Annotated in this window: 18 protein-coding genes and 2 pseudogenes; 12 read left to right on the top strand and 8 right to left on the bottom strand. The window is 44.7% G+C overall.

The window, feature by feature from the left end; genetic code table 11:
- Positions 1 to 48 precede the first annotated feature (48 nt).
- The 4 genes from nusA (at position 49) to EWV68_RS09820 (ending at position 5,381) form a co-directional block, all read left to right on the top strand.
- The gene (gene nusA, locus EWV68_RS09835) at positions 49 to 1,245 is read left to right on the top strand and encodes a transcription termination factor NusA (RefSeq protein WP_287169654.1); all 1,197 of its coding nucleotides are present in this window, start codon (positions 49 to 51) and stop codon (positions 1,243 to 1,245) included.
- A complete protein-coding gene (locus tag EWV68_RS09830; protein WP_002798549.1) occupies positions 1,242 to 1,523 on the top strand; it encodes a YlxR family protein in 282 nt (93 codons plus the stop codon). Before nusA ends, EWV68_RS09830 begins: the two co-directional genes overlap by 4 nt.
- Before the next feature lie 111 nt (positions 1,524 to 1,634).
- Positions 1,635 to 4,667 (top strand): translation initiation factor IF-2, encoded by a 3,033-nt coding sequence (gene infB / locus EWV68_RS09825; RefSeq protein WP_287169653.1) that lies wholly within the window; start codon positions 1,635 to 1,637, stop codon positions 4,665 to 4,667.
- Positions 4,668 to 4,811: 144 nt separating this feature from the next.
- Positions 4,812 to 5,381 (top strand): low-complexity tail membrane protein, encoded by a 570-nt coding sequence (locus tag EWV68_RS09820; protein ID WP_287169651.1) that lies wholly within the window; start codon positions 4,812 to 4,814, stop codon positions 5,379 to 5,381.
- Positions 5,382 to 5,407: 26 nt separating this feature from the next.
- Here the strand turns inward: EWV68_RS09820 and EWV68_RS09815 are convergent, their stop codons facing one another.
- Entirely contained in the window at positions 5,408 to 6,136 is a 729-nt protein-coding gene (locus EWV68_RS09815) for a carbonic anhydrase (RefSeq protein WP_287169650.1), read from the bottom strand.
- Positions 6,137 to 6,173: 37 nt separating this feature from the next.
- A complete protein-coding gene (locus EWV68_RS09810) occupies positions 6,174 to 6,344 on the bottom strand; it encodes a hypothetical protein (RefSeq protein ID WP_155726624.1) in 171 nt (56 codons plus the stop codon).
- A gap of 88 nt (positions 6,345 to 6,432) precedes the next feature.
- Between EWV68_RS09810 and EWV68_RS09805 the strand changes: the two are divergent.
- Both EWV68_RS09805 and EWV68_RS09800 read left to right on the top strand, forming a co-directional pair.
- Positions 6,433 to 6,595, top strand: a pseudogene (locus EWV68_RS09805) (ISNCY family transposase); the annotation flags it as partial.
- A 53-nt stretch (positions 6,596 to 6,648) separates the two neighbouring features.
- Positions 6,649 to 7,602: an ABC transporter ATP-binding protein gene (locus EWV68_RS09800; protein ID WP_061431269.1), complete on the top strand. Its 954-nt coding sequence runs from the start codon at positions 6,649 to 6,651 to the stop codon at positions 7,600 to 7,602.
- 22 nt (positions 7,603 to 7,624) lie between these two features.
- Here the strand turns inward: EWV68_RS09800 and EWV68_RS09795 are convergent, their stop codons facing one another.
- Entirely contained in the window at positions 7,625 to 8,377 is a 753-nt protein-coding gene (locus tag EWV68_RS09795; protein WP_287169649.1) for a tetratricopeptide repeat protein, read from the bottom strand.
- A gap of 44 nt (positions 8,378 to 8,421) precedes the next feature.
- Here EWV68_RS09795 and nblB point away from each other — a divergent pair, with 44 nt between their 5' ends.
- The gene (gene nblB / locus EWV68_RS09790) at positions 8,422 to 9,087 is read left to right on the top strand and encodes a phycobilisome degradation protein NblB (RefSeq protein ID WP_287169648.1); all 666 of its coding nucleotides are present in this window, start codon (positions 8,422 to 8,424) and stop codon (positions 9,085 to 9,087) included.
- Between the two features lie 73 nt (positions 9,088 to 9,160).
- The gene (locus EWV68_RS09785; RefSeq protein WP_287169647.1) at positions 9,161 to 10,252 is read left to right on the top strand and encodes a tetratricopeptide repeat protein; all 1,092 of its coding nucleotides are present in this window, start codon (positions 9,161 to 9,163) and stop codon (positions 10,250 to 10,252) included.
- 226 nt (positions 10,253 to 10,478) lie between these two features.
- On the opposite strand, the gene EWV68_RS09780 is transcribed toward EWV68_RS09785, so the two are convergent.
- On the bottom strand, positions 10,479 to 10,952 hold the full coding sequence (locus EWV68_RS09780) for a DUF29 domain-containing protein (RefSeq protein WP_287169645.1): 474 nt from the start codon (positions 10,950 to 10,952) through the stop codon (positions 10,479 to 10,481).
- 100 nt (positions 10,953 to 11,052) lie between these two features.
- Positions 11,053 to 12,039 (bottom strand): RNA polymerase sigma factor, RpoD/SigA family, encoded by a 987-nt coding sequence (locus tag EWV68_RS09775; RefSeq protein ID WP_002760224.1) that lies wholly within the window; start codon positions 12,037 to 12,039, stop codon positions 11,053 to 11,055.
- A 702-nt stretch (positions 12,040 to 12,741) separates the two neighbouring features.
- Here EWV68_RS09775 and EWV68_RS09770 point away from each other — a divergent pair.
- Complete coding sequence (locus EWV68_RS09770; protein WP_061431264.1) at positions 12,742 to 14,166, top strand: Ni/Fe hydrogenase subunit alpha; 1,425 nt, start codon at positions 12,742 to 12,744, stop codon at positions 14,164 to 14,166.
- Positions 14,167 to 14,250: 84 nt separating this feature from the next.
- Here the strand turns inward: EWV68_RS09770 and EWV68_RS09765 are convergent, their stop codons facing one another.
- From EWV68_RS09765 to EWV68_RS09755, 3 genes are all read right to left on the bottom strand, one after another.
- Complete coding sequence (locus tag EWV68_RS09765) at positions 14,251 to 14,823, bottom strand: Uma2 family endonuclease (RefSeq protein WP_061431417.1); 573 nt, start codon at positions 14,821 to 14,823, stop codon at positions 14,251 to 14,253.
- Positions 14,824 to 14,843: 20 nt separating this feature from the next.
- Positions 14,844 to 16,010, bottom strand: coding sequence for a DNA-methyltransferase (locus tag EWV68_RS09760; protein WP_287169644.1), 1,167 nt, complete (start codon positions 16,008 to 16,010; stop codon positions 14,844 to 14,846).
- 84 nt (positions 16,011 to 16,094) lie between these two features.
- Positions 16,095 to 17,366, bottom strand: a complete 1,272-nt coding sequence (locus EWV68_RS09755) for a dihydroorotase (protein WP_287169642.1) — start codon at positions 17,364 to 17,366, stop codon at positions 16,095 to 16,097.
- Positions 17,367 to 17,555: 189 nt separating this feature from the next.
- On the opposite strand from EWV68_RS09755, the gene EWV68_RS09750 reads away from it, so the two are divergent.
- The 3 genes and pseudogenes from EWV68_RS09750 to EWV68_RS09740 form a co-directional block, all read left to right on the top strand.
- On the top strand, positions 17,556 to 18,824 hold the full coding sequence (locus EWV68_RS09750) for a DNA methyltransferase (RefSeq protein ID WP_287169640.1): 1,269 nt from the start codon (positions 17,556 to 17,558) through the stop codon (positions 18,822 to 18,824).
- A 46-nt stretch (positions 18,825 to 18,870) separates the two neighbouring features.
- Positions 18,871 to 19,035, top strand: coding sequence for a hypothetical protein (locus EWV68_RS09745; RefSeq protein WP_012264827.1), 165 nt, complete (start codon positions 18,871 to 18,873; stop codon positions 19,033 to 19,035).
- A 249-nt stretch (positions 19,036 to 19,284) separates the two neighbouring features.
- Positions 19,285 to 19,543, top strand: a pseudogene (locus tag EWV68_RS09740) (Rpn family recombination-promoting nuclease/putative transposase); the annotation flags it as partial.

Raw genomic sequence — 19,543 nt, 5'->3', positions numbered from 1 at the left:
CTAATGGCTAAAAAACTAATAACTCAAAAGTAAGGAGAAAAAATAATTATGGCTACTGTTAATTTGCCTGGTTTAAAAATAATGCTCGAAGAAATTAGCCAACGACATAATCTGCCCAAAAATGCCGTACAGGAGGCTTTGCGTGAAGCACTTATCAAGGGTTACGAACGTTATCGACGCGCCCAAAGTTTAGAAAAAGCTGCTCAATTCCATGAAGATTATTTCAATAACTTTGATGTGGAATTAGACGTAGAAGAAGAAGGCTTTCGCATCCTTTCTACTAAAACTATTGTGGAAGAAGTGACCAATCCCGACCATCACATCGGTCTTAAAGAAGTGCAAGAAGTGGCCGACGAGGCCCAGTTAGGGGATGAAGTAGTTCTTGATGTCACCCCCGACCAAAAAGAATTTGGTCGCATGGCGGCGATTCAAACTAAACAGGTTTTACTGCAAAAACTGCGGGATAACCAACGCAAATTGATTCAAGAGGAGTTCCAAGATCTGGAAGGAACGGTTTTACAGGCCCGGGTCGTCCGTTTTGAAAGACAGGCCGCTATTGTCATGGTACAAAGCACCTACGGTCAACCGGAAGTGGAAGCAGAACTACCCAAACGGGAACAGCTGCCCAACGATAATTATCGCGCTAACGCCACCTTTAAAGTGCTGCTCAAAAAAGTCCTGGAAGGTTCTCACCGCGGCCCGCAATTAATCGTTTCCAGAGCGGCGGCGGGTTTGGTAGTATATTTGTTCGCCAACGAAGTTCCCGAAATCGAGGAGGAAATCGTGCGTATTGTTGCTGTCGCCCGGGAAGCCAATCCCCCCTCCCGTCACGTTGGTTCGCGGACAAAAATCGCCGTCGATACCTTAGAGAGAGACGTGGATCCGGTTGGGGCCTGTATTGGGGCCAGAGGTTCGCGGATTCAAGCCGTGGTTAACGAATTGCGGGGCGAAAAAATCGACGTGATTCGTTGGTCTCCAGACCCCGCCACCTACATCGCCAATGCCCTTAGTCCCGCCCGTATCGACCAAGTTTTGTTCACTAATGCCGAAGAAAGACAAGCACTGGTACTGGTGGCACAGGATCAATTGAGTTTAGCGATTGGCAAAGAAGGGCAGAACGTGCGTCTAGCCGCCCGTCTGACGGGCTGGAAAATCGATATTAAGGATATAGCCCTCTATAAAGGCGAACAAGAGGTTAAAACTGATGAAAAAGACCCAGAATCGCAGGATTTAGAGCGAGAATGAACACCTTTGTCAATTATCGACGCTGTATTAGCTGCCGTCTCTTCGCCCCGAAAGAATCCTTTTGGCGAATTGTCCGACTACACCCGTCCGGACAGATACAATTAGATCAAGGCATGGGAAGATCAGCCTATATCTGTCCACAGCCCAACTGCCTGCAACTAGCCCGACAAAAAAATCGTCTCGGACGCGCCCTAAAAGCCAATATTCCCGAAACGCTCTATGAATCCTTGCAAGAGCGACTCGGGACTGCCTGGCAAGGTCGTCCAAATCAGGATTAAAATTGACGATCATAGCCACAAAATCGTTAGCATGGAAAGGGGACAGTCCTGACAGGATCAAAAAATCAGCCAACTTATAGGATCACTAACACTTTAGCCGGGGGATAATGGATGAGTAACACGAAAGTCAGAATTTACGATTTATCAAAAGAATTGAATCTAGACAACAAAGACATTTTGGACATCTGTGACCAGTTGAACATCGAGTACAAGAGCCACAGTAGCACGATCAGCGAAGAGGATGCCCAACGCATCAAAGCAATCGCTGCGAAGGGATTTGCCTCGAGTACCAGTAAAAATAGCACGGGTCAGCGAGAATCGGCTAGTCCTGCCGAAGAAAAAAAACAAAAGATTTTAGCCCTGCATAAACACAACCGCCCCGAAACCGGCGAAGAAAGGGAAAGCTATCCCGGTCAAGCCGGTTCCTCGGCCAAACCGACTTTAATCAGTCCCCCCCGTCCCCCGGTTAAACCCCTCGTTGCTCCCCCAGGGCGCGACGAGGCGGCCGAAAAAACTCCCGCCACTGCAGCAGAGATGCTATCTCATAGCCCCAGTGTTAAAGAAACCCCGACCGAAACCCCGCTAGTGTCAGAAGCAGCCCCCACCTTAATCGCCCCACCTAATCGACCTTCCCTAACCCCGAAACCACGCCCTGAAACTGCCTCGGGCCGGCCAGAACCCCGATCTAAAAATGCTCCTGGCAGTAACGACAGGACCCGGGGAGAAAAACGCGAGCGCGGCGAGAGCGAAAACGCCCCTAGTCCTGAGCGTAGGGTAGGCTTGGCTAAACCAGAAAAACCGACCCTCAACCGCAAACCCGACGGAAAAAGCCCGAAACTGGCGGAACCAGCTAGGGAAGTGCGGGAGACAGTGGAGTTGAAGCGCCCGGTTCGCCCCGGGTTACCCGCTAAAATCTCGGCTACCAGCGAGGAGGAAACCGATACCACCAAGAAATCTGGTGTTGATGGCACAGAAATCGATACAGATACCGGATTGCTCGGAGCAGACGGGCCCAAAAAACTCAAACGACCCACCATGCCCCCTCGCATGGCCAAAAAATCTAGCTGGGAAGAAGAAGAAGAGGAAGAAAAAAAAGCGGCCAAAACCGCCAAAACTGCCGGCAAAAACAAACGCCGCACCCAAGCGCTCTTTGAAGATGACGATGATCTAGAATCGGAACTGTCCGGGTTAATTAATACCCCCAGTTTTACCCTCTCCACCGCTCGTCCCCCCAAACCGCCCACCGCTAAGGCTGCCACCCCCGGCACTCCAACAGCAGTCAAAGTTAAGCGGCCCAGTAAACCAACCGCCCACACTGGCGGACCGAAAAGCGAGCGCCAAGAACCCCAAGAGGAAAAACGCCCGGAAAGCATCGTCGTCACCGGCAGTCTCACCGTGCGCGACCTCTCGGAATTGATGAAAGTCCCCGAAACTGAGATCATCAGAACCCTATTTTTTAAAGGGATGGCGGTTAATATCACCCAAACTCTCGACGTGGACACGATCGAAATGATCGCCAGGGACTTCGAGATCGCCGTGGAAACCCCCAGCACCCAGTCGGCGGCGATCAAAACCACGGAAATGATCGATGTCTCCGACTGGGAAAGTCTCCAGCGTCGTCCCCCCGTCGTCACCATTATGGGTCACGTTGACCACGGTAAAACCACCCTCCTCGACTCGATCCGCAAAACCAAAGTCGCCCAGGGGGAAGCAGGCGGCATCACCCAGCACATCGGTGCTTACCACGTCGATGTGGAACATAACGGCAAACCGGAACAGATTGTCTTTTTGGATACCCCCGGCCACGAAGCTTTTACCGCTATGCGCGCCCGCGGGGCGAGAGTCACCGATATAGCCGTGCTGGTGGTAGCCGCCGATGACGGCGTACAACCCCAAACGAAAGAGGCAATCAGTCACGCCAGGGCTGCCGAAGTCCCCATCGTTGTGGCGATTAACAAAGTCGATAAACCTTCAGCTAACCCCGACCGGATTAAACAGGAATTGACCGAACAGGGACTGGTGGCCGAAGATTGGGGCGGTGAGACGATCATGGTTCCCGTTAGCGCCCTGCGGGGTGAAAATCTCGATAATCTGCTGGAAATGATCCTCTTGGTGGCAGAAGTGGAGGAATTGGTCGCTAACCCCGACCGCTTGGCGAAGGGAACCGTCATCGAAGCTAACCTCGATCGCACCAAAGGTCCCGTGGCTACCCTGCTCGTCCAGAATGGCACTCTCCGCGTCGGTGATAGCATCGTCGCCGGTTCCGTTTTCGGCAAAATTCGGGCCATGATCGATGATCGCGGTCAAAAAGTCGAAGCGGCCACCCCCTCCTTCGCCGTGGAAATCCTCGGTCTCAGTGATGTGCCGGCCGCTGGCGATGAATTCGATGTCTATGAAAGTGAAAAAGAGGCCCGATCAATCGCTGATCAACGGGCGATCGAACGACGCAACACCCGTTTACAACAGGCCCTCTCCTCCCGTCGCGTTAGCCTTAGCACCCTCTCTATCCAAGCTCAAGAAGGACAACTCAAGGAACTTAATCTCATCCTCAAGGCAGATGTGCAAGGTTCCGTCGAGGCCATCCTCGGTGCGCTCAAACAGTTACCCCAAAACGAAGTGCAGATTCGCGTTCTCCTCGCCTCTCCGGGGGAAATCACCGAAACCGATGTGGATCTGGCCGCCGCTAGTGGTGCGGTGGTGGTGGGCTTTAATACCACCCTTGCCAGTGGTGCGCGCGCATCCGCCGATCGGGAAGGGGTCGATATCCGCGATTACAATATCATCTACAAGCTTCTCGATGATATTCAAGGGGCGATGGAAGGTCTTCTCGACCCCGAAGAAGTGGAAGAACACCTCGGTTTCGCCGAAGTGCGCGCCGTCTTCACCGTCGGTCGTGGGGCCGTGGCGGGCTGTTATGTCCAATCTGGTAAACTGGTGCGGAACCGCTTCCTGCGCGTGCGTCGCGGCAAGGAAATTGTTTATCAGGGAGTTCTCGATTCCCTCAAACGGATGAAGGAAGATGCCCGGGAAGTAGCTACCGGTTTCGAGTGCGGTGTCGGTGTTTCTAAATTCAATGACTGGAAAGAAGGCGACATTATCGAAGCCTACGAAATGGTCATGAAACGTCGCACTTTATCCAGTTAATTAGACTTGAACCGTCGGGAGTCGGGAGTCAGTTATCAGTTATCAGTTATCAGTTATCAGTTATCAGTCATAATTCATAATTCATAATTCCCCCACTCCCCCACTCCCCTGCTCCCCCACTCCCCCATCTCCCCACTTCCCTCTATGAAATCAGAACCTTTTTTGTGGATTCATCTGGCAGGGTTAGCGGCTTTGCCAATCTTTTTACAAATCGCTTGGATTGGTTTAGCTGTGGGCGATCCCTTGCCCTTTCTTTGGCTAGAATGGCTATTTCTGGGAGCGATCGCTATCATACCCGTCTTTTGGATGCAGTGGACAAAACCTTTTGATATTTTTAGTCTTTTGTTGGTTGCTCTGAAACCGAGTCAACTCACCCCCGAACAGTTAAAAATTCTCTCTCTTTTTAAACGTCCTCGCCATCGTCTTCTTACTCTTTTGGGAGTCGTCCTCTTAATTCTCATCACTTGGCCAATCTACAATTTTGCCCCTCTAGCGGCTGCCGTGGCCGCCTATCTCCCCCAATGGCGGCTTTTAGGTTTAGTAATCGCTGCGATCGCTCTCCTCTTAAGTCACCTATTTTTACAGGTTCCTCTGAGTGTTCTAGGGGTTTTAGCCACGAAGGAAAGTGACTGGACAGCCACCGAAGCTTTAGTTATTGAGCGTATTCCTGAGTTATTTACCATTTTTGGTCTAAAAGTTAATAAAATTATCTAAATTAGCCAAAATGCCGACAATTTCGCCTAGGAATGCAGGATCGAGCGCCCGTTTAAGGGTTGAATATTCCTCGCATTACGGGGAAAAATCGCGGCCAATTGTTGCAGTTGTTCGGGAGAAATTTTGATCGCATTTTGCCAGACTAACCAGAGAACATCCTCGCTACAGGGAGGAGTGGACAAAGACCCGCGATATTCATAAAAATCGCTATTTTCTGGCAGTAAAAGCCCGGCATTGACCCAAGTATCGGGGATAATCATTTCAGGAGAAGGTTCTTGGGGCAAATAAGCCCAAATGGTTTGTAAATAGGGATTATTTGCGCCAATTTCGGCTAAGATACCCACAACTGCTAAATTTCCTCTCCCATTTCGATGCACTAAATGAATTTCTAGAGGGAAAGACTGACCTTTAATCTGATGTTCGCTGGGGTGATGAAAATGAAACTGCAATAAATCCCAGTTTTCGCCGTGAAAACTCATGTTTCCACCTTTTTCGGTCTGAACCAAGATTGTACGACCGTTATGGAGAATTTTTAGGGGTACAGGACGATAATTAAAGGTGGGGTGGTATAGCTCTTTTTCAGTCACTATACTCAGATCGATCGGTGTTTGTTGCTTTCCCGTGGTGCAGAGGCGATAATTCCTTGATAATTCGCCCCAATGGTCAATATTTTGATAATTCCAAGCAAATTCTGGATTAATAGCCCCAAAAAGAGCGTGAGAGCCAATAAATTGCAGTAATTCTCGTCTATACATCGTATTAAATCCAGAAATCATCAGATAATTAGCAATTTTATCGGGGATTTATGCCCAATTCCCGCAATTTAGCCGCTAATTTTGCGGCTTTCTGCCTTTCCTGTTGGACTTGATTTCCTGCCTTGCCTGCCGCTTCTGCGGGAGTGGGAACTAATTCCCCTTCGGGGGTAAAATAGCGCAAGGTAAGGATTTGGTAGTAGTGAGCCATGTTGCTTATCTGGTATGAACTGTGTAAAATATTCATTAACAAAAAAAATAATTGGAACCCAATCAGTCTTTAAACATCTAGCTTGATGATCAGTTTTCTGATCAATATCTTTTTGTGGTTCGTGTTAGACTTACTCAAATATCAGTCTAACACAGAACAAAATCACCTCTTCGCCTGTATTGCCTTGTCCTAGTTGTGGTTCTCACCATACCATCAAGAATGGTTCTATTGATAACGGGAAACCCAAACGTTAATGTTAAGAATGTGGTGGCCAGTTTGTCAGCAATCCCACTACTAAAACTTTATGAACACACCAGAATTAGCCATTGCTACCGTTGGTTTAACCAAACAATTTGACCGCCATGGGGCTGTTAATCAAGTGGATTTACAGATTGAAGCGGGGGAAGTTTACGGGTTAATCGGTCCAAATGGAGCGGGAAAAACCACTTTAATTAGGATGTTAGCGGCAGCGGAAGAACCGACAACGGGAGAAATATATCTGCACGGAGAACGTCTTTTAAGAGATGAGAGTAATCCCCGTCTCAAAAGAAACTTAGGTTATCTACCCGATAATTTTCCCCTCTACGATGACCTAAATGTCTGGAATTATCTGGATTATTTTGCCCGTCTTTATCATATCCCTCGCTCCCAACGTCATCGCCGCATTTATGAGGTTCTAGAACTGGTACAATTAACCGGTAAAAGCCATAATTCGATCGCTACTTTGTCCCGGGGGATGAAACAACGTTTAAGTTTAGCCCGAACGATTATCCATGAACCTTTAATTTTACTTCTCGATGAACCGGTTTCTGGATTAGACCCGATCGCTCGCCTACAATTTCGTGAGATTATTAAAGTCTTACAATCGGCAGGTATGACTATTTTAATTTCCTCCCATGTCCTTAGTGATTTAGCCGAACTTTGTAGTTCTGTGGGCATCATGGAATTAGGTTATCTAGTGGAAAGTACCTCTTTACAAGAATTAAATCAACGTCTAGCTGGTCAATACTTGCAGATTACGACTCTAGGCAATTTAGAAGCCTTAGAAACTGCTCTTAAACAATGTGTTTTTGTGGAAAGTTGGCAAAGAATTATTCATACTAATACTCTCCGGGTTAAATTTACGGGAACCCTAGAAGATAGTGCCGAATTGTTGAAATCTTTAGTCGTTTCCGGCCTGACCTTAAGCGAGTTTTATACTTGCTGCGAAGATTTAGAAACTATTTTCCTAAAACTGGGACATCGACAGGCATCTTAAGGGGAAATAATAATTTTTAAATCTAACCAGATAGTAACTTTTCGACTAATTGAATTTGCTCCTGACTAAAACCCGCTTCCTTCAGGTGTGCCAGAAACCATTTTTGTCGATAACGACCGTCTAAATCCCTAGCCTTTTTGTAGGTATCCTGCGCTTTTTTACTATCACCTTGTTCTAAATAAATCATTGCCAAAGCCACAAGAGGATGGGGATTATTCGGCTCTAATTTAACTGCTTTTTCAGCGTTAGTAATAGCTGAATCAAAATCTTTTAGGCGATGATAGGCGAGGGATAAATTATAGTAGGCAATTTCATTATCGGGTTTTAAATTAGCGGCTTTAGTATGCGTAACTACGGCCTTTTCAAGATGACCACCGACAAGATAAACAATACCCAAAGCATTATAAGCAGCCACATGATCGGGAGCAATTTTAATCGTTTCTTCGAGGGTTGTTTGTGCCGCTAAAGGTTGTTTAGCTAGGTGTTGTGTCCAGCCTAAAATTACTCTCCCGTCTAGATGATTGGGGTTTAACTGTACCGATTTTTTTAAAGCCTCAATACTTTTGATAAAATCTCCCTGTTGACGATACTGTAATCCCAATTGACGATAACGATTAGCGGCCTTAATGTCTGATGGGGGAATAATCGGACTGGGAGAAGGAGAAACGATCATCTCGGCCGTAGGTTCTTTTTTAAGGGGAGAGGGAGGACTACAGCCCCAAAAAACCGGGGAACTAAACATGATCAAAATAGTCAGGAGTCGATAACTATTCATGGGACAATTAATACCAGTCCAATTGTTAAGGGTGTCATCAAATTATGAATTATTCCCCTGAATCCGTGCAACGGCTGCTCGATTCCGATGATTATGGCGATCGCTTATCGGGAGTTAATCAACTGCGTTATTTAGCCCCAGAAATCGCCTTCGAGATGTTACAGCCTTTAATTAAGGATAGTAACGCTAGAGTGCGTTATTCGGCGGTAAGTCAGTTAGATATCCTCGGCCGTCAGAATCTTGATCTGGCCTTAACTATTCTACGCGATCGCTTGTTGCATGATCCCGAAGCGGACGTGAAAGCAGCCGCGGCCGATGCGATCGGGGGGTTAAAATTAACGGCAGCCTACGATGATCTGGTGGCTGTCTATCAACAATCCTCCGACTGGTTAATTCAATTTAGCATTGTGGCCGCTTTGGGCGAGTTGGGGGAACCCCGGGGCTTTGAACTGCTCGAAATCGCCCTAAACTCCGATAATGAATTGGTAAAAACGGCCGCTGTTAGTGCTTTCGGGGAACTAGGCGACCCTCGCGCCGTCTCTTTACTCGTTCCCTTGGCTAGTGATGATGACTGGCAACTGCGCTATCGTCTCGCTCAAGCTTTAGGCCGCTTAGGGGGGCAAGATGCGATCGCTGTTTTGACCCAGTTAACCGGCGACAAAAGCGCCCAAGTCGCCCAAGAGGCCCGCAATAATCTCGTCCAAGGGTGATGCAGAATAGTTGATTTTTGTCAATACCATTTACAATAAACTTTAATTAAGAATCGTTAACAAAGGTAAAGCGATGAAACAATTTACCCGTTTAATCTTGCTCGTCGGTCTTCTCGCGGGGGGCTGTTTCTCTGCCTCAATTGCGATCGCTGATAATCCGGCGGGGGCAATCGTGAGCAAGGATTCACAGGTTAACGAACTACTGCGTCAAGCGCGGCAATTGGTCAAAAATGGCAATTATGGGGAAGCTATAGCCATTTACGAGCGGGCTGCCGCCCTTGATGGCAATAATGCCAAAATTTTCTCTGGGATTGGCTTTTTACAAACGCGGCAAGGGGATTATAACGCCGCCGCCCAAGCATACCAAAAAGCTTTAAGTCTCGATCCGAGTAATCCCGACTTTTTCCATGCTCTCGGTTATAGTTTGGCTAATATCGGTGATTATGACAATGCAGCCACCGCTTACTACTACGCTATCCAAATAGAACCGAAAAACGTCCAACACTACCTCGGTTTAGGGGTGGTGTTATTACGCCAAAAAAACTATGCTAAAGCGGGCGAAGTTTACCAATGGGTTTTAGCTCTCGACCCCAATAATCAGCAAGCCCACGAAATCATGGGTAAAGCCTTGATCGAACAGAATAAAAGCACTGAAGCCCTCGATTTTCTCCAAAAATCCCTGCAAAGATTCCCTAACAATAGTGAATTAAGATTGCAACTGGCCAGCCTTTTGCTCAAACAGGGCGATTTAAATGGTGGAACCCAAATTTTAAAGGAAATAGAGCGACAAAGTGCAGGAAATTTTTTAATTCAGCTAAAAATAGGGATTTTACTCGAAAAACAAGAGCGTTTTGACGAGGCTCTCCCCTTTTATCGTCGGGCTGTTTTCCTGCAACCCCAATCTTTGGAAGCACAAGCGGGAATCGGTCGCATCCATCTGGCCAGAAAAGATTATCTTGCAGCAATTATCGCCTATCAAGATTTGGCCGAAATTGCCCCCAATAACGCCGATGTCTATCTTAATCTCGGTCGGGCCTACGCGGGCCGGGGACGAAAAAGAGAGGCTGCGGAAGCTTTTAAGCAAGCGCGAGCGGTTTATGTGCTGAAAAATAATCAATCCGGCCTGGAGGAAGTGGACGCCCTGCTGAAGAAGTTGCTTGAGTAAAACCAGATCAGTTATCAGTTATCAGTTATCAGTTATCAGTTATCAGTTATCAGATTTGAGTTTTCAGTTCACTGATGACTGTTTAGCGATCAAGGAGTAATTTATACTAAATCCGTTGAATATAGGCTACTTATCAGGACAGGCACTCATGCAATAGGCAAGAGGCAAAAGGGGGAATAAATAATCAGTCTTTAATAACCAGATTTAGTATTAGATAGTCAATAGTTTATTCCCAATCGATCGGCAGCCATTGGTGATCTAAAACCTGTTCGAGATTAAAAATTATCTGACTGGGTAAACCGCCGGGGGATAAACCCATTTTTTTCCGGACGGCCTCTAAAGCTGTATGGTAGGATGGCTCAAAAATCTCCCGAAGATAGGGCTTTAAACTAGGGCTATCCTCCAGTAAATCTTGAATTTCTGCCCGAAAATTATTGATTTCTCCATTGCAATGATTACCATTCCGGTCTCTTTCCGATTGCCAGTAAGTTAATTTGAGTAAATGTTCTAGGAGACGAGTTAAAAGACTTTTGAGCGCGTGTCTTTCACTTCTCCCCATCGATTCAATCTCCTCAATTAAATTGTCTAAATCCACCTCGGCAAACTGGCCTTTTTTTAATTGTTCTGCCGTGGTTTTTAGCCAGAGATAAAAATCTTCTTCGTATAGTGTTGGGGTCGCTGTTTCTGTTGATCTAGTCATGAAGGAACTGCCACAGGTGAAAACTAATCGGGATTTTATATTAATTAAACCCAAAAAAAAGAGAGCTTGAACTCTCCTTCTTGGTTATTTGCTAATCTTACTAACTAGCGACAATATATTCCTTGACGTTGGCCCGGCGACGGCGTAAATGAGCTAGGGCCTGGTGTTCTAATTGTCGCACTCGTTCCCGACTGATGTTCATTCTCTGGCCGATTTTGGCTAAGGATAACTCTTTACCATCGGTTAGACCAAACCGGAGAGTAATTACTTCCCGTTGTTGGGGAGTTAATTCGGCCAGGAGATTGGCTAAGTCTTGCCGTAATAATTCTTGGGTGATGAAGGTATCGGGGGAAACTCCGCTATCTTCTAATAATTCCGACAATTCCGTATCTTGGTTATCGCCGACGCGCACATCAAGGGAGATGGGTTGACGGGCCATACTGAGATATTCGCGGATTTGAGCGGGTTCTAGCTCTAATTCCAGGGCAATCTCGGCAGGGGTGGCACTTCTCCCCAGTTTTTGGGCGAGTTCGCGCTGGGTTCTTTTGATTTTATTCAGTTTTTCGGTGATATGGATGGGCAAACGAATGGTGCGGGCCTGTTGAGCGATCGCACGAGTAATTGCTTGTCGAATCCACCAGTAAGCATAGGTAGAAAATTTATAACCTTTGGTGGGATCAAATTTCTCTACACCTCTTTCTAATCCCAGACTACCCTCTTGAATTAGATCTAGGAATTCCATGTTCCGCTTTTGATATTTTTTGGCGATCGCAACCACCAAGCGGAGGTTAGCTTCAATCATTTTCCGTTTAGCTCGATCGCCGGTCTTCAAGGCTCGATCCAGTTCATTTTCGCTTAAATTCACCGAATCCGCCCACTCCAAGCGCTGTGGTTCCCGTCCTAATTGCTTCGATAGTGCTTCTTTCGCTTCTAACAGGCTCATCATCCGTTGGACTTGTTTGCCGTAAATAATTTCTTGTTCGTGAGTTAGGAGGGGAACTCGCCCAATTTCGTGCAGATAGGTACGCACCATATCGGCATTGAGGGTGGGCTGTGATTGAGTTTGGTTGGTTTTTGCGGTGGGCATTGGTTTGGTGGTGACTCCTTGACACAGAAAAAGTCTGTTACTATTCCGACTCGCGGGTGAGTCTGGCTTATCTGAAGTCGGTATGAGTTTGATCGGAATTTCTTTGATTGTATCCTGCGCCTTTAGACGCGGGCAATCCCCTAAAGGTTCAAAGTTAATTCATTCTTTGGTATGATGTTAAGTTTATGCTTTTTTCTCAACATCCAGAACAAAAGTATTATAGTGTAGGACTATCAACTACAATCGCTTGTTTTTGGGTCGCTTTTTCCTGAATCCTCGGCAGTGCCGCTGATACTGTTAGGTAAGATTACAAAACAACAAGGTGATTTTCCCGATTAGCTGTAAACAATCTGGCCGACTTTCGACCTTTTCGCCCTCAGCTTTGAGAGCAAAGCAGAACCAAGCTGAAAACTGACAGACGAGAACCGACTTCTATATATATAATGACCGATCAACACCAGCAAAGTGAGAGATAATCATTGCGGATTTCCGAACTATTTTCTGTAGTATTTGCTACAAAATGCCAAATTAGCTGCCATTGAGAATCGGGAAAAATTGTTATAAAAATTAGGATTGCTAGGGGGGTAATAACTATCATAGAGACAGCAGGGCGGAGATCGGGATAAATTATCGTTGAAACCAAGCTCGATCGCACTCTCCACAATACCGTTCTGTGGAACTCCTGAACAATGAGGACTTACTATGACTAAAACCGTCGTTATCGATCCCGTCACCCGGATCGAAGGCCATGCCAAGATCTCGATTTTCCTTGACGATGGGGGGGAAGTGGATGACGTGCGTTTTCATGTGGTCGAGTATCGCGGTTTCGAGAAATTCTGCGAGGGACGGCCGATGTGGGAGATGGCGGGAATTACTGCCCGAATTTGCGGCATTTGCCCCGTTAGTCACCTACTTTGTGCCGCCAAAACTGGTGATAAAATTCTAGCGGTGCAAATCCCCCCTGCGGGTGAAAAACTGCGGCGCTTGATGAATTTGGGACAGTTAACCCAATCCCATGCTTTAAGCTTTTTCCATCTTAGCAGTCCCGATTTTCTGCTTGGTTGGGAAAGTGACGCCGCTAAACGGAATATTTTCGGTTTAATCGCGGCCGATCCCGACCTAGCGCGAGCGGGCATCCGTTTACGTCAATTTGGACAGAAAGTTATTGAACTTTTGGGGGCGAAAAAAATTCACCCCGCTTGGTCTGTCCCGGGAGGTGTGCGTTCTCCCCTGAGCGAAGAAGGGCGACAATGGATTAAAGAACGACTGCCGGAGTCTAAAGCGACTCTTTACACGGCCTTAAACCTATTTAAAGGACTTCTAGACAATTTAACCACAGAAATCGCCGCTTTTGGTAATTTCCCTTCCCTGTTTATGGGATTGGTCGGTAAACGGGACGAGTGGGAACACTACGGCGGTCATATTCGTTTTACCGATAGTCAAGGCAATATTGTGGCCGATAACCTCAGCGAAGACAATTATCGCGATTATATCGGCGAATCAGTAGAAAAATGGTCTTATTTAAAGTTTCCCTACTATAAACCTCTCGGTTATCCCAACGGTATCTATCGGGTTGGTCCGTTGGCGCGCTTAAATGTTTGTTCCCATTTTGGCACGGAGGGGGCGGATATCGAGTTACGGGAATATCGCCATCGGGTCGGTGGTGTAGCAACCTCTTCTTTTTACTATCATTATGCCCGATTAGTGGAGATTTTAGGCTGTTTAGAGCGTATCGAACTTTTAATCGACGATCCCGATATAGTTTCTCAACGCTGCCGGGCCGAAGCAGGAATTAATAATCTGCAAGGGGTGGGAGTTAGTGAAGCGCCCCGGGGTACTTTATTCCATGATTATAAAGTGGATGAAAATGGTTTGATTGAAACGGTGAATTTGATTATTGCCACGGGTAATAATAATTTGGCCATGAATCAAACGGTGAAACAAATCGCCCAACATTATATCCATGGTGGCGAAATTCCCGAAGCGATGTTAAACCGGGTGGAAGCGGGTATTCGTTGCTATGATCCCTGTTTAAGTTGTTCCACTCACGCTATGGGACAAATGCCGCTACAGCTAGAGTTAGTTAATGCAGCCGGTGAGGTGATCAATACTCGACAACGGGGTTAATTATCTAAGTTGTTGGGGGGTTAGGAAATAGGGGAAATTTATCCTAATACCTGACCCCATTTTACTATTTTTACGGTCAAGATTCTAGCTAAGAATTTCTAGGTTTTGATAAAGAATTTCTATCGGACAAGAAAAGTTAATACAGTTAATAGTGATTAAATCTCCCGCGTGATAAATATGGGGAATCCAGAGGTTATTAGATTGACGTTGATATTGTTCGATTAGGACTTGTTTTTGCTCGATAAGTAGATATTCCTCTAATTCAGGGATAGTTTGATAATCGGCAAATTTATCGCCTCTATCAAAGGCTGCCGTGGAGTCGGATAAAACTTCGATAATCACTCGCGGATGCAGGATAAAATCTTCCTGGGAAACTCGATCTCGTTGGTCACAAGTAATGGCAAAATCGGGATAATAGAAGATATTTAAGCTAGGGAGACGCACTTTCATATCGGTAGCGTAGGCAAGACAACCACTACCCCGTAAATGATTAATTAATTGAGCCGAAAGATTACCTGTGATGATAACATGGGCTTTACTTGCCCCGGCCATCGCCAAGATTTGCCCTTGTATATATTCATGTTTAATGGGACTAATTTTCTCTATTTCCAGATAGTCTTTTGGAGTAAAATAAGCGTGACTTTTACTGGCTGTCATGGTGTTTACCTCGCTCATTGTTAGTTTTCTAACGGACAATTAAGCAAAATAACTGAGTCTAAATCAGTCTTATTGCCTTCAGTAATTAGCTTTCGTATCAGTTCAATATAATTAAAATTACTCTCGAATAAAACAAAACGTCTATCTAAAGAAGCGGCCGCTAGTCCCACGGTTCCTGAACCGGCAAAGGGATCTAAAACCACATCGCCTTTAAAAGAGTAATAGGTAATCACTTTTTCTGCCAATTCTACGGGAAAAGCGGCGGGATGTTTTGAGTTAGTGACTGGGTTAATTTTCCAGACATTAGTGCGTTCATAACCATCGGCAATTTTTGAGGCTTTTACTACTTCTTGATCGGGATGATTGCGAATATGCCAATCGATGAGTAAATCCGTGTGTTTACGATAGACTAAAACGTATTCAGTCACCGGCACAGTTTTGTATTGGAGAGGATTGCGATCGGCAGCAAATCTGCGCCCTCTACCAGTTGCCCACCCTGCTCCCTCTGGTTTTAGCCAAATAATATCATCAATAAAATCGTAACCTTCCTCAATAAAAATTCGATGCAAATCAAAGGGGACAGCAATACGTTTAGAAGCTTGATTACGGGAAGCACGACGCAACAGCACGGGAGAAATATTAATGACAAAAAAACGCCCTTCACTCAAAACTCGATGACATTTTCTGATCACCTGTCGCAGCTTCAATAGATAGGTTTCGTATTCTTCAAATTCCGAATATTCCGGGCGAGCATTAAAATAGGGTGGTGAGGTAAAGATTAAATCAACACTTTCTGCTGGCATTTCCTCCAAAAGTTCACTACAATCACCAAATCCGATGGTATTTCTCAGAGAGGAAAGCTTGTATTCTTTTTTGGTTTTCTTGCGGGTTTCTAATTTAGATTCATCCTGTTTTAACAGACGAGCGATAATAATTTCAGTCCGGGTTGTCCTATCGGCTAAAATTTCGGTGGTGTAGGCATCGATCACCACTTCCCCAACGGTTTTTTTCTGGTCATTACATAGAGGAATTCGCCAAATATGATATCTGTCATCCACTTCTGGTAAACCTAATTTAATCGCATTAACTAAATTTATTTCTCGCAACCAATTAAGGACAATTTCTTTAGCTTCTGCCACCGTGCGAAGTAGATAACCGCGCTTTTCCGATACCAGTTCTTTTTCCATGGCATTACTCTAGTTCTCTCTAGAATTCTAGCTGATCATTATCCAAAAAACTAGGAGAGTCTCAAGATAGAAATTGGCCACCCTTTAAAAATTCCACATTTCTAAGACTTTTCCCGTAATTGTTTGATTTAACCAGAAAGTATTATGACTGAGGGAGTGAAGATTATTTGTCGTTACTTTCCAGCTTGCTTGGGGATGAAAAAGAATTGCTTCTGCGGGATTACCCGGGTTGAGAGATGCCGGTTTTTGTTGTAAACAATGACAGGGATTGAGACTAAGCGCTTGCCATAATTGTAAAGCTGATAATTGCCCGGTTATTACTAATTTTTCCCAGAGTAGCGGTAAAGCTAATTCTAACCCGATCGCGCCGGGGGGTGCTTCTGCAAAAGAGACGGTTTTTTCTTCGTAGGTATAGGGACGATGATCGATCGCGATTGCATCGATAATTCCCTCCTTAATTGCCGCAATTAACGCCTTGCGATCGCTTTCGTTGCCCAAGGGTGGAGCGAGGTGTAAACTGGGATGATAGCTGGCGATCGATCCTGTATTTAAGAGCAGATGCAACCACGTCACACTAGCGGTTATCGGCAATCCCCGCATTTTTGCCTCGCGAATTAATTCCACTCCTCGACGGGTAGAAATTCGCATTATGTGAACAGGTGTATTAATTTCGCCGACGATTTCTAAAATTGTGGCTAAAGCAGTGGTTTCGGAAATAGCAGGATCTCCGGGTAAACCGAAGCGAATCGAGGTTTCTCCCTCACGCATGACTCCATTACCCTTTAATTGCTGATTTACGGGGGAAAGGGCGATATTTTTACCGAAGGGTTTTAGGTATTCCAATAAGCGCCGCAGCAGTCCCAAATCTTCCAGACTGCGATTATCGGTAAAACCCACCGCTACAGGCATTAAATCGGCTAATTCCGTCATTTTTTGCCCTTGTCTTCCCAGGGTGAGACTTGCCCAAAAATGCAGACGAGTCGATTTTGAGTCAAAAAACCCTTGACTTTTTTGCTGTAATGTGCTAATGAGTGCGGGGTGATCGAGGGGGGGGAGAGTATTGGGGAGAATTGCCAACCGGGTGCAGCCTCCGGCCGTGGCAGCTTGGATCAGAGATGCAAGGGTTTCTCTGTCCTCGTGGCCGGGTTCCCCGGAATGACTGTAGAGATCGACTAATCCGGGAGCAAAAATACAGTTTTGACCGGAAATATAGTTACTATTTTCTCTTGGGGGAAGCTGAGATTCGATCGCTTTAATTACCCCCTCCTCAATCCAGACATCGGCAATGCGATCCGTTTCTGTCAGGGGGTCAAGGACTCTAACCTGTTCTATGATCGTCGAGGATTGGCTATTCACGCAGACTAATTAAAACGTCATTTTTTCCTCTGGCAGTATATCACGTTAAGTAAAAAGTAAAAAGTAAAAAGTAAAAAAGTTGAGTTCTCGGTTAGGTTAAGGGACGATAAGTTAGAATATTGATCGACTAAGGGTTTAATCTTTATTTTAATTGGCCTGTCCACCCTAGGGAGAATTGATAGCTGAATCATGCAGTTAGAACTTTTCGCTTTTAACAATTTAGAAGGATTTAATCGGGGAACCCCGCGATTAGTTTCTTTTCGAGATTTAGTACCAGAAATCACCAGCACCAGTTATCTAACCCATGGCATCTATTATTATCCTGCCAAATTTATTCCCCAAGTGGTGAGATTTTGCCTTGATAACTACACGAAAAAGGATGATTGGATTATCGATCCTTTTGCTGGTTCAGGTACGGTGGGTTTAGAGGCTAAACTTTCTCAAAGAAATGCGGTTTTAACTGACCTGAATTATCTTTTAAACCATATTATACCGATTAAAATTACAGAACATCAAGAACCATTGAGTTACTCAGAGTTAGATAAAAAAATCTTAGAAGTTTTTGCCAGCAAGGATAAATTTATCCCTCAGTGGTCAAATTTAAACTATTGGTATCCAGAGGATATTTTAGCAGTTTTGCAGAAACTTTGGGCAGGTCAAAAAAGTCTAGAACCTGATTTGTATTCCCAGATTATTCAAGCGGTTTTAGTGAAAGTTAGTAAACAGTTTTCCTATGCAGAACATACCAAACCTAAATTATTTCAATCGAAATACAAAAAATCAGATATACAGGAACTATTACAAAGAGATTGGCAAGAGGAATTAAAACGAACGATTAAAGAGATGAGTTTTGAAACTTTAACCAGCGTCAATCAATATATTACCGTAACTTGGCATAATTGTAATCAAGTGCTTTTTTATGGGGGAGTAGATAGTGCCACTTTTGAGATCGATCAAAATTTAGAGTTAGATTGTTTAATTAGTTCACCCCCCTATCTGCAAGCACAGGAATATATCAGAACAGCAAAACTAGATTTATATTGGTTAGGATATACAGAAAAAGAAGTGCAAAAAATCTCTAAGCTAGAAATTCCCTACCGACAGGCTACCAGATTAATCGAAACCGAAACCTTAAATCAAGTGAGATCGAGTTTAGAGAAAGAGAATTTACATAAAATACTCGATTCCTATTTTTGTCACACTATCAATGCTTTAGAAAATGCCACCAGAAAATTAAAACAAGCTGGGAAAGCTTGCATTTTTGTCGGTAATCCGAAAGTGGATGGGGTGGAAGTAGAAACTTGGCGAATATTACAGGAATATTTTCAGGAAAATGGCTTTATTTTTGATAGCGTCTTTGAGGATAGAATTAAAACCAGACAATTATTCAAATCTCGCAAGAATAAAAATCCTGATGGCATGAAATCCGAATATTTACTAATTTTAGAAAAAAGGTAACTTTCTATTGCTTATGTAGCCCAAAAATCTCCTATTTTATAAATATTTGACCTGTCTGGAATCCTTACCTAATTTTCAGGAAACTATTCAAGATGAAACCTATATATCTGGTCAATTATTGGCTGAAGTAAAGTTAATTATTAAGACAGATCATGCTACCGTTAATTATGTTTGTGAACTTAAAACAAGATTAAATCATGATCTATCTTAATCGGTGATATAATATTTCGTAAGCTTGGGTCAAAGATTACCATGAAATCAAAGACTTTTACTAATGATCGGGGGTTTATTTAGCTTAATTGTTTAGGAATTGATAGCAAGTAATCTTGAATTTATTGATGTGGATGGTAGTAATTACAAAGGCAGAACGCTCGCAATGTTTGATAATATTTGTAAATTTATTGCCGAAAACTTCTCCGATGATCTAGCCACTTGGTTATTGGGTTCTCCCCTCTCCTTAACCGTCCTCGACAAACAGGTGCAAATCAATCTCGCTGCCGCCACCAGTATTCTCGCCGGGTTAGCATTAAATCGAGAGACGATTAAAAAAATCCTTCGGAGTGAGATTATGAGAGAATCCGTCATCTATCAAGATATTTTAGAGGAAGGAGCATTAACCGCTAAATTAAACTCTATTCCCCGTTTATCGGTCTTAGGATTAAGTGTAGAACAAATTGCCCAAGCTTTAGACTTAGAAATTGAACAAGTACCAGAAGTCA

Source organism: Microcystis sp. M_QC_C_20170808_M9Col, from assembly GCF_007095495.1.
In the GTDB taxonomy this organism is placed as follows: Bacteria; Cyanobacteriota; Cyanobacteriia; order Cyanobacteriales; family Microcystaceae; genus Microcystis; species Microcystis aeruginosa.
Note: the sequence above shows the minus strand (reverse complement) of the source record. Positions and strands in the feature narration are given on the sequence as shown.

What these genes read in the sequence shown, in the direction of transcription:
- nusA (WP_287169654.1), top strand. Translation starts at nt 49, where the DNA reads ATGGCTACTGTTAATTTGCCTGGTTTAAAAATAATGCTCGAAGAAATT.
- EWV68_RS09830 (WP_002798549.1), top strand. Translation starts at nt 1,242, where the DNA reads ATGAACACCTTTGTCAATTATCGACGCTGTATTAGCTGCCGTCTCTTC.
- infB (WP_287169653.1), top strand. Translation starts at nt 1,635, where the DNA reads ATGAGTAACACGAAAGTCAGAATTTACGATTTATCAAAAGAATTGAAT.
- EWV68_RS09820 (WP_287169651.1), top strand. Translation starts at nt 4,812, where the DNA reads ATGAAATCAGAACCTTTTTTGTGGATTCATCTGGCAGGGTTAGCGGCT.
- EWV68_RS09815 (WP_287169650.1), bottom strand. Translation starts at nt 6,136, where the DNA reads ATGTATAGACGAGAATTACTGCAATTTATTGGCTCTCACGCTCTTTTT.
- EWV68_RS09810 (WP_155726624.1), bottom strand. Translation starts at nt 6,344, where the DNA reads ATGGCTCACTACTACCAAATCCTTACCTTGCGCTATTTTACCCCCGAA.
- EWV68_RS09800 (WP_061431269.1), top strand. Translation starts at nt 6,649, where the DNA reads ATGAACACACCAGAATTAGCCATTGCTACCGTTGGTTTAACCAAACAA.
- EWV68_RS09795 (WP_287169649.1), bottom strand. Translation starts at nt 8,377, where the DNA reads ATGAATAGTTATCGACTCCTGACTATTTTGATCATGTTTAGTTCCCCG.
- nblB (WP_287169648.1), top strand. Translation starts at nt 8,422, where the DNA reads ATGAATTATTCCCCTGAATCCGTGCAACGGCTGCTCGATTCCGATGAT.
- EWV68_RS09785 (WP_287169647.1), top strand. Translation starts at nt 9,161, where the DNA reads ATGAAACAATTTACCCGTTTAATCTTGCTCGTCGGTCTTCTCGCGGGG.
- EWV68_RS09780 (WP_287169645.1), bottom strand. Translation starts at nt 10,952, where the DNA reads ATGACTAGATCAACAGAAACAGCGACCCCAACACTATACGAAGAAGAT.
- EWV68_RS09775 (WP_002760224.1), bottom strand. Translation starts at nt 12,039, where the DNA reads ATGCCCACCGCAAAAACCAACCAAACTCAATCACAGCCCACCCTCAAT.
- EWV68_RS09770 (WP_061431264.1), top strand. Translation starts at nt 12,742, where the DNA reads ATGACTAAAACCGTCGTTATCGATCCCGTCACCCGGATCGAAGGCCAT.
- EWV68_RS09765 (WP_061431417.1), bottom strand. Translation starts at nt 14,823, where the DNA reads ATGACAGCCAGTAAAAGTCACGCTTATTTTACTCCAAAAGACTATCTG.
- EWV68_RS09760 (WP_287169644.1), bottom strand. Translation starts at nt 16,010, where the DNA reads ATGGAAAAAGAACTGGTATCGGAAAAGCGCGGTTATCTACTTCGCACG.
- EWV68_RS09750 (WP_287169640.1), top strand. Translation starts at nt 17,556, where the DNA reads ATGCAGTTAGAACTTTTCGCTTTTAACAATTTAGAAGGATTTAATCGG.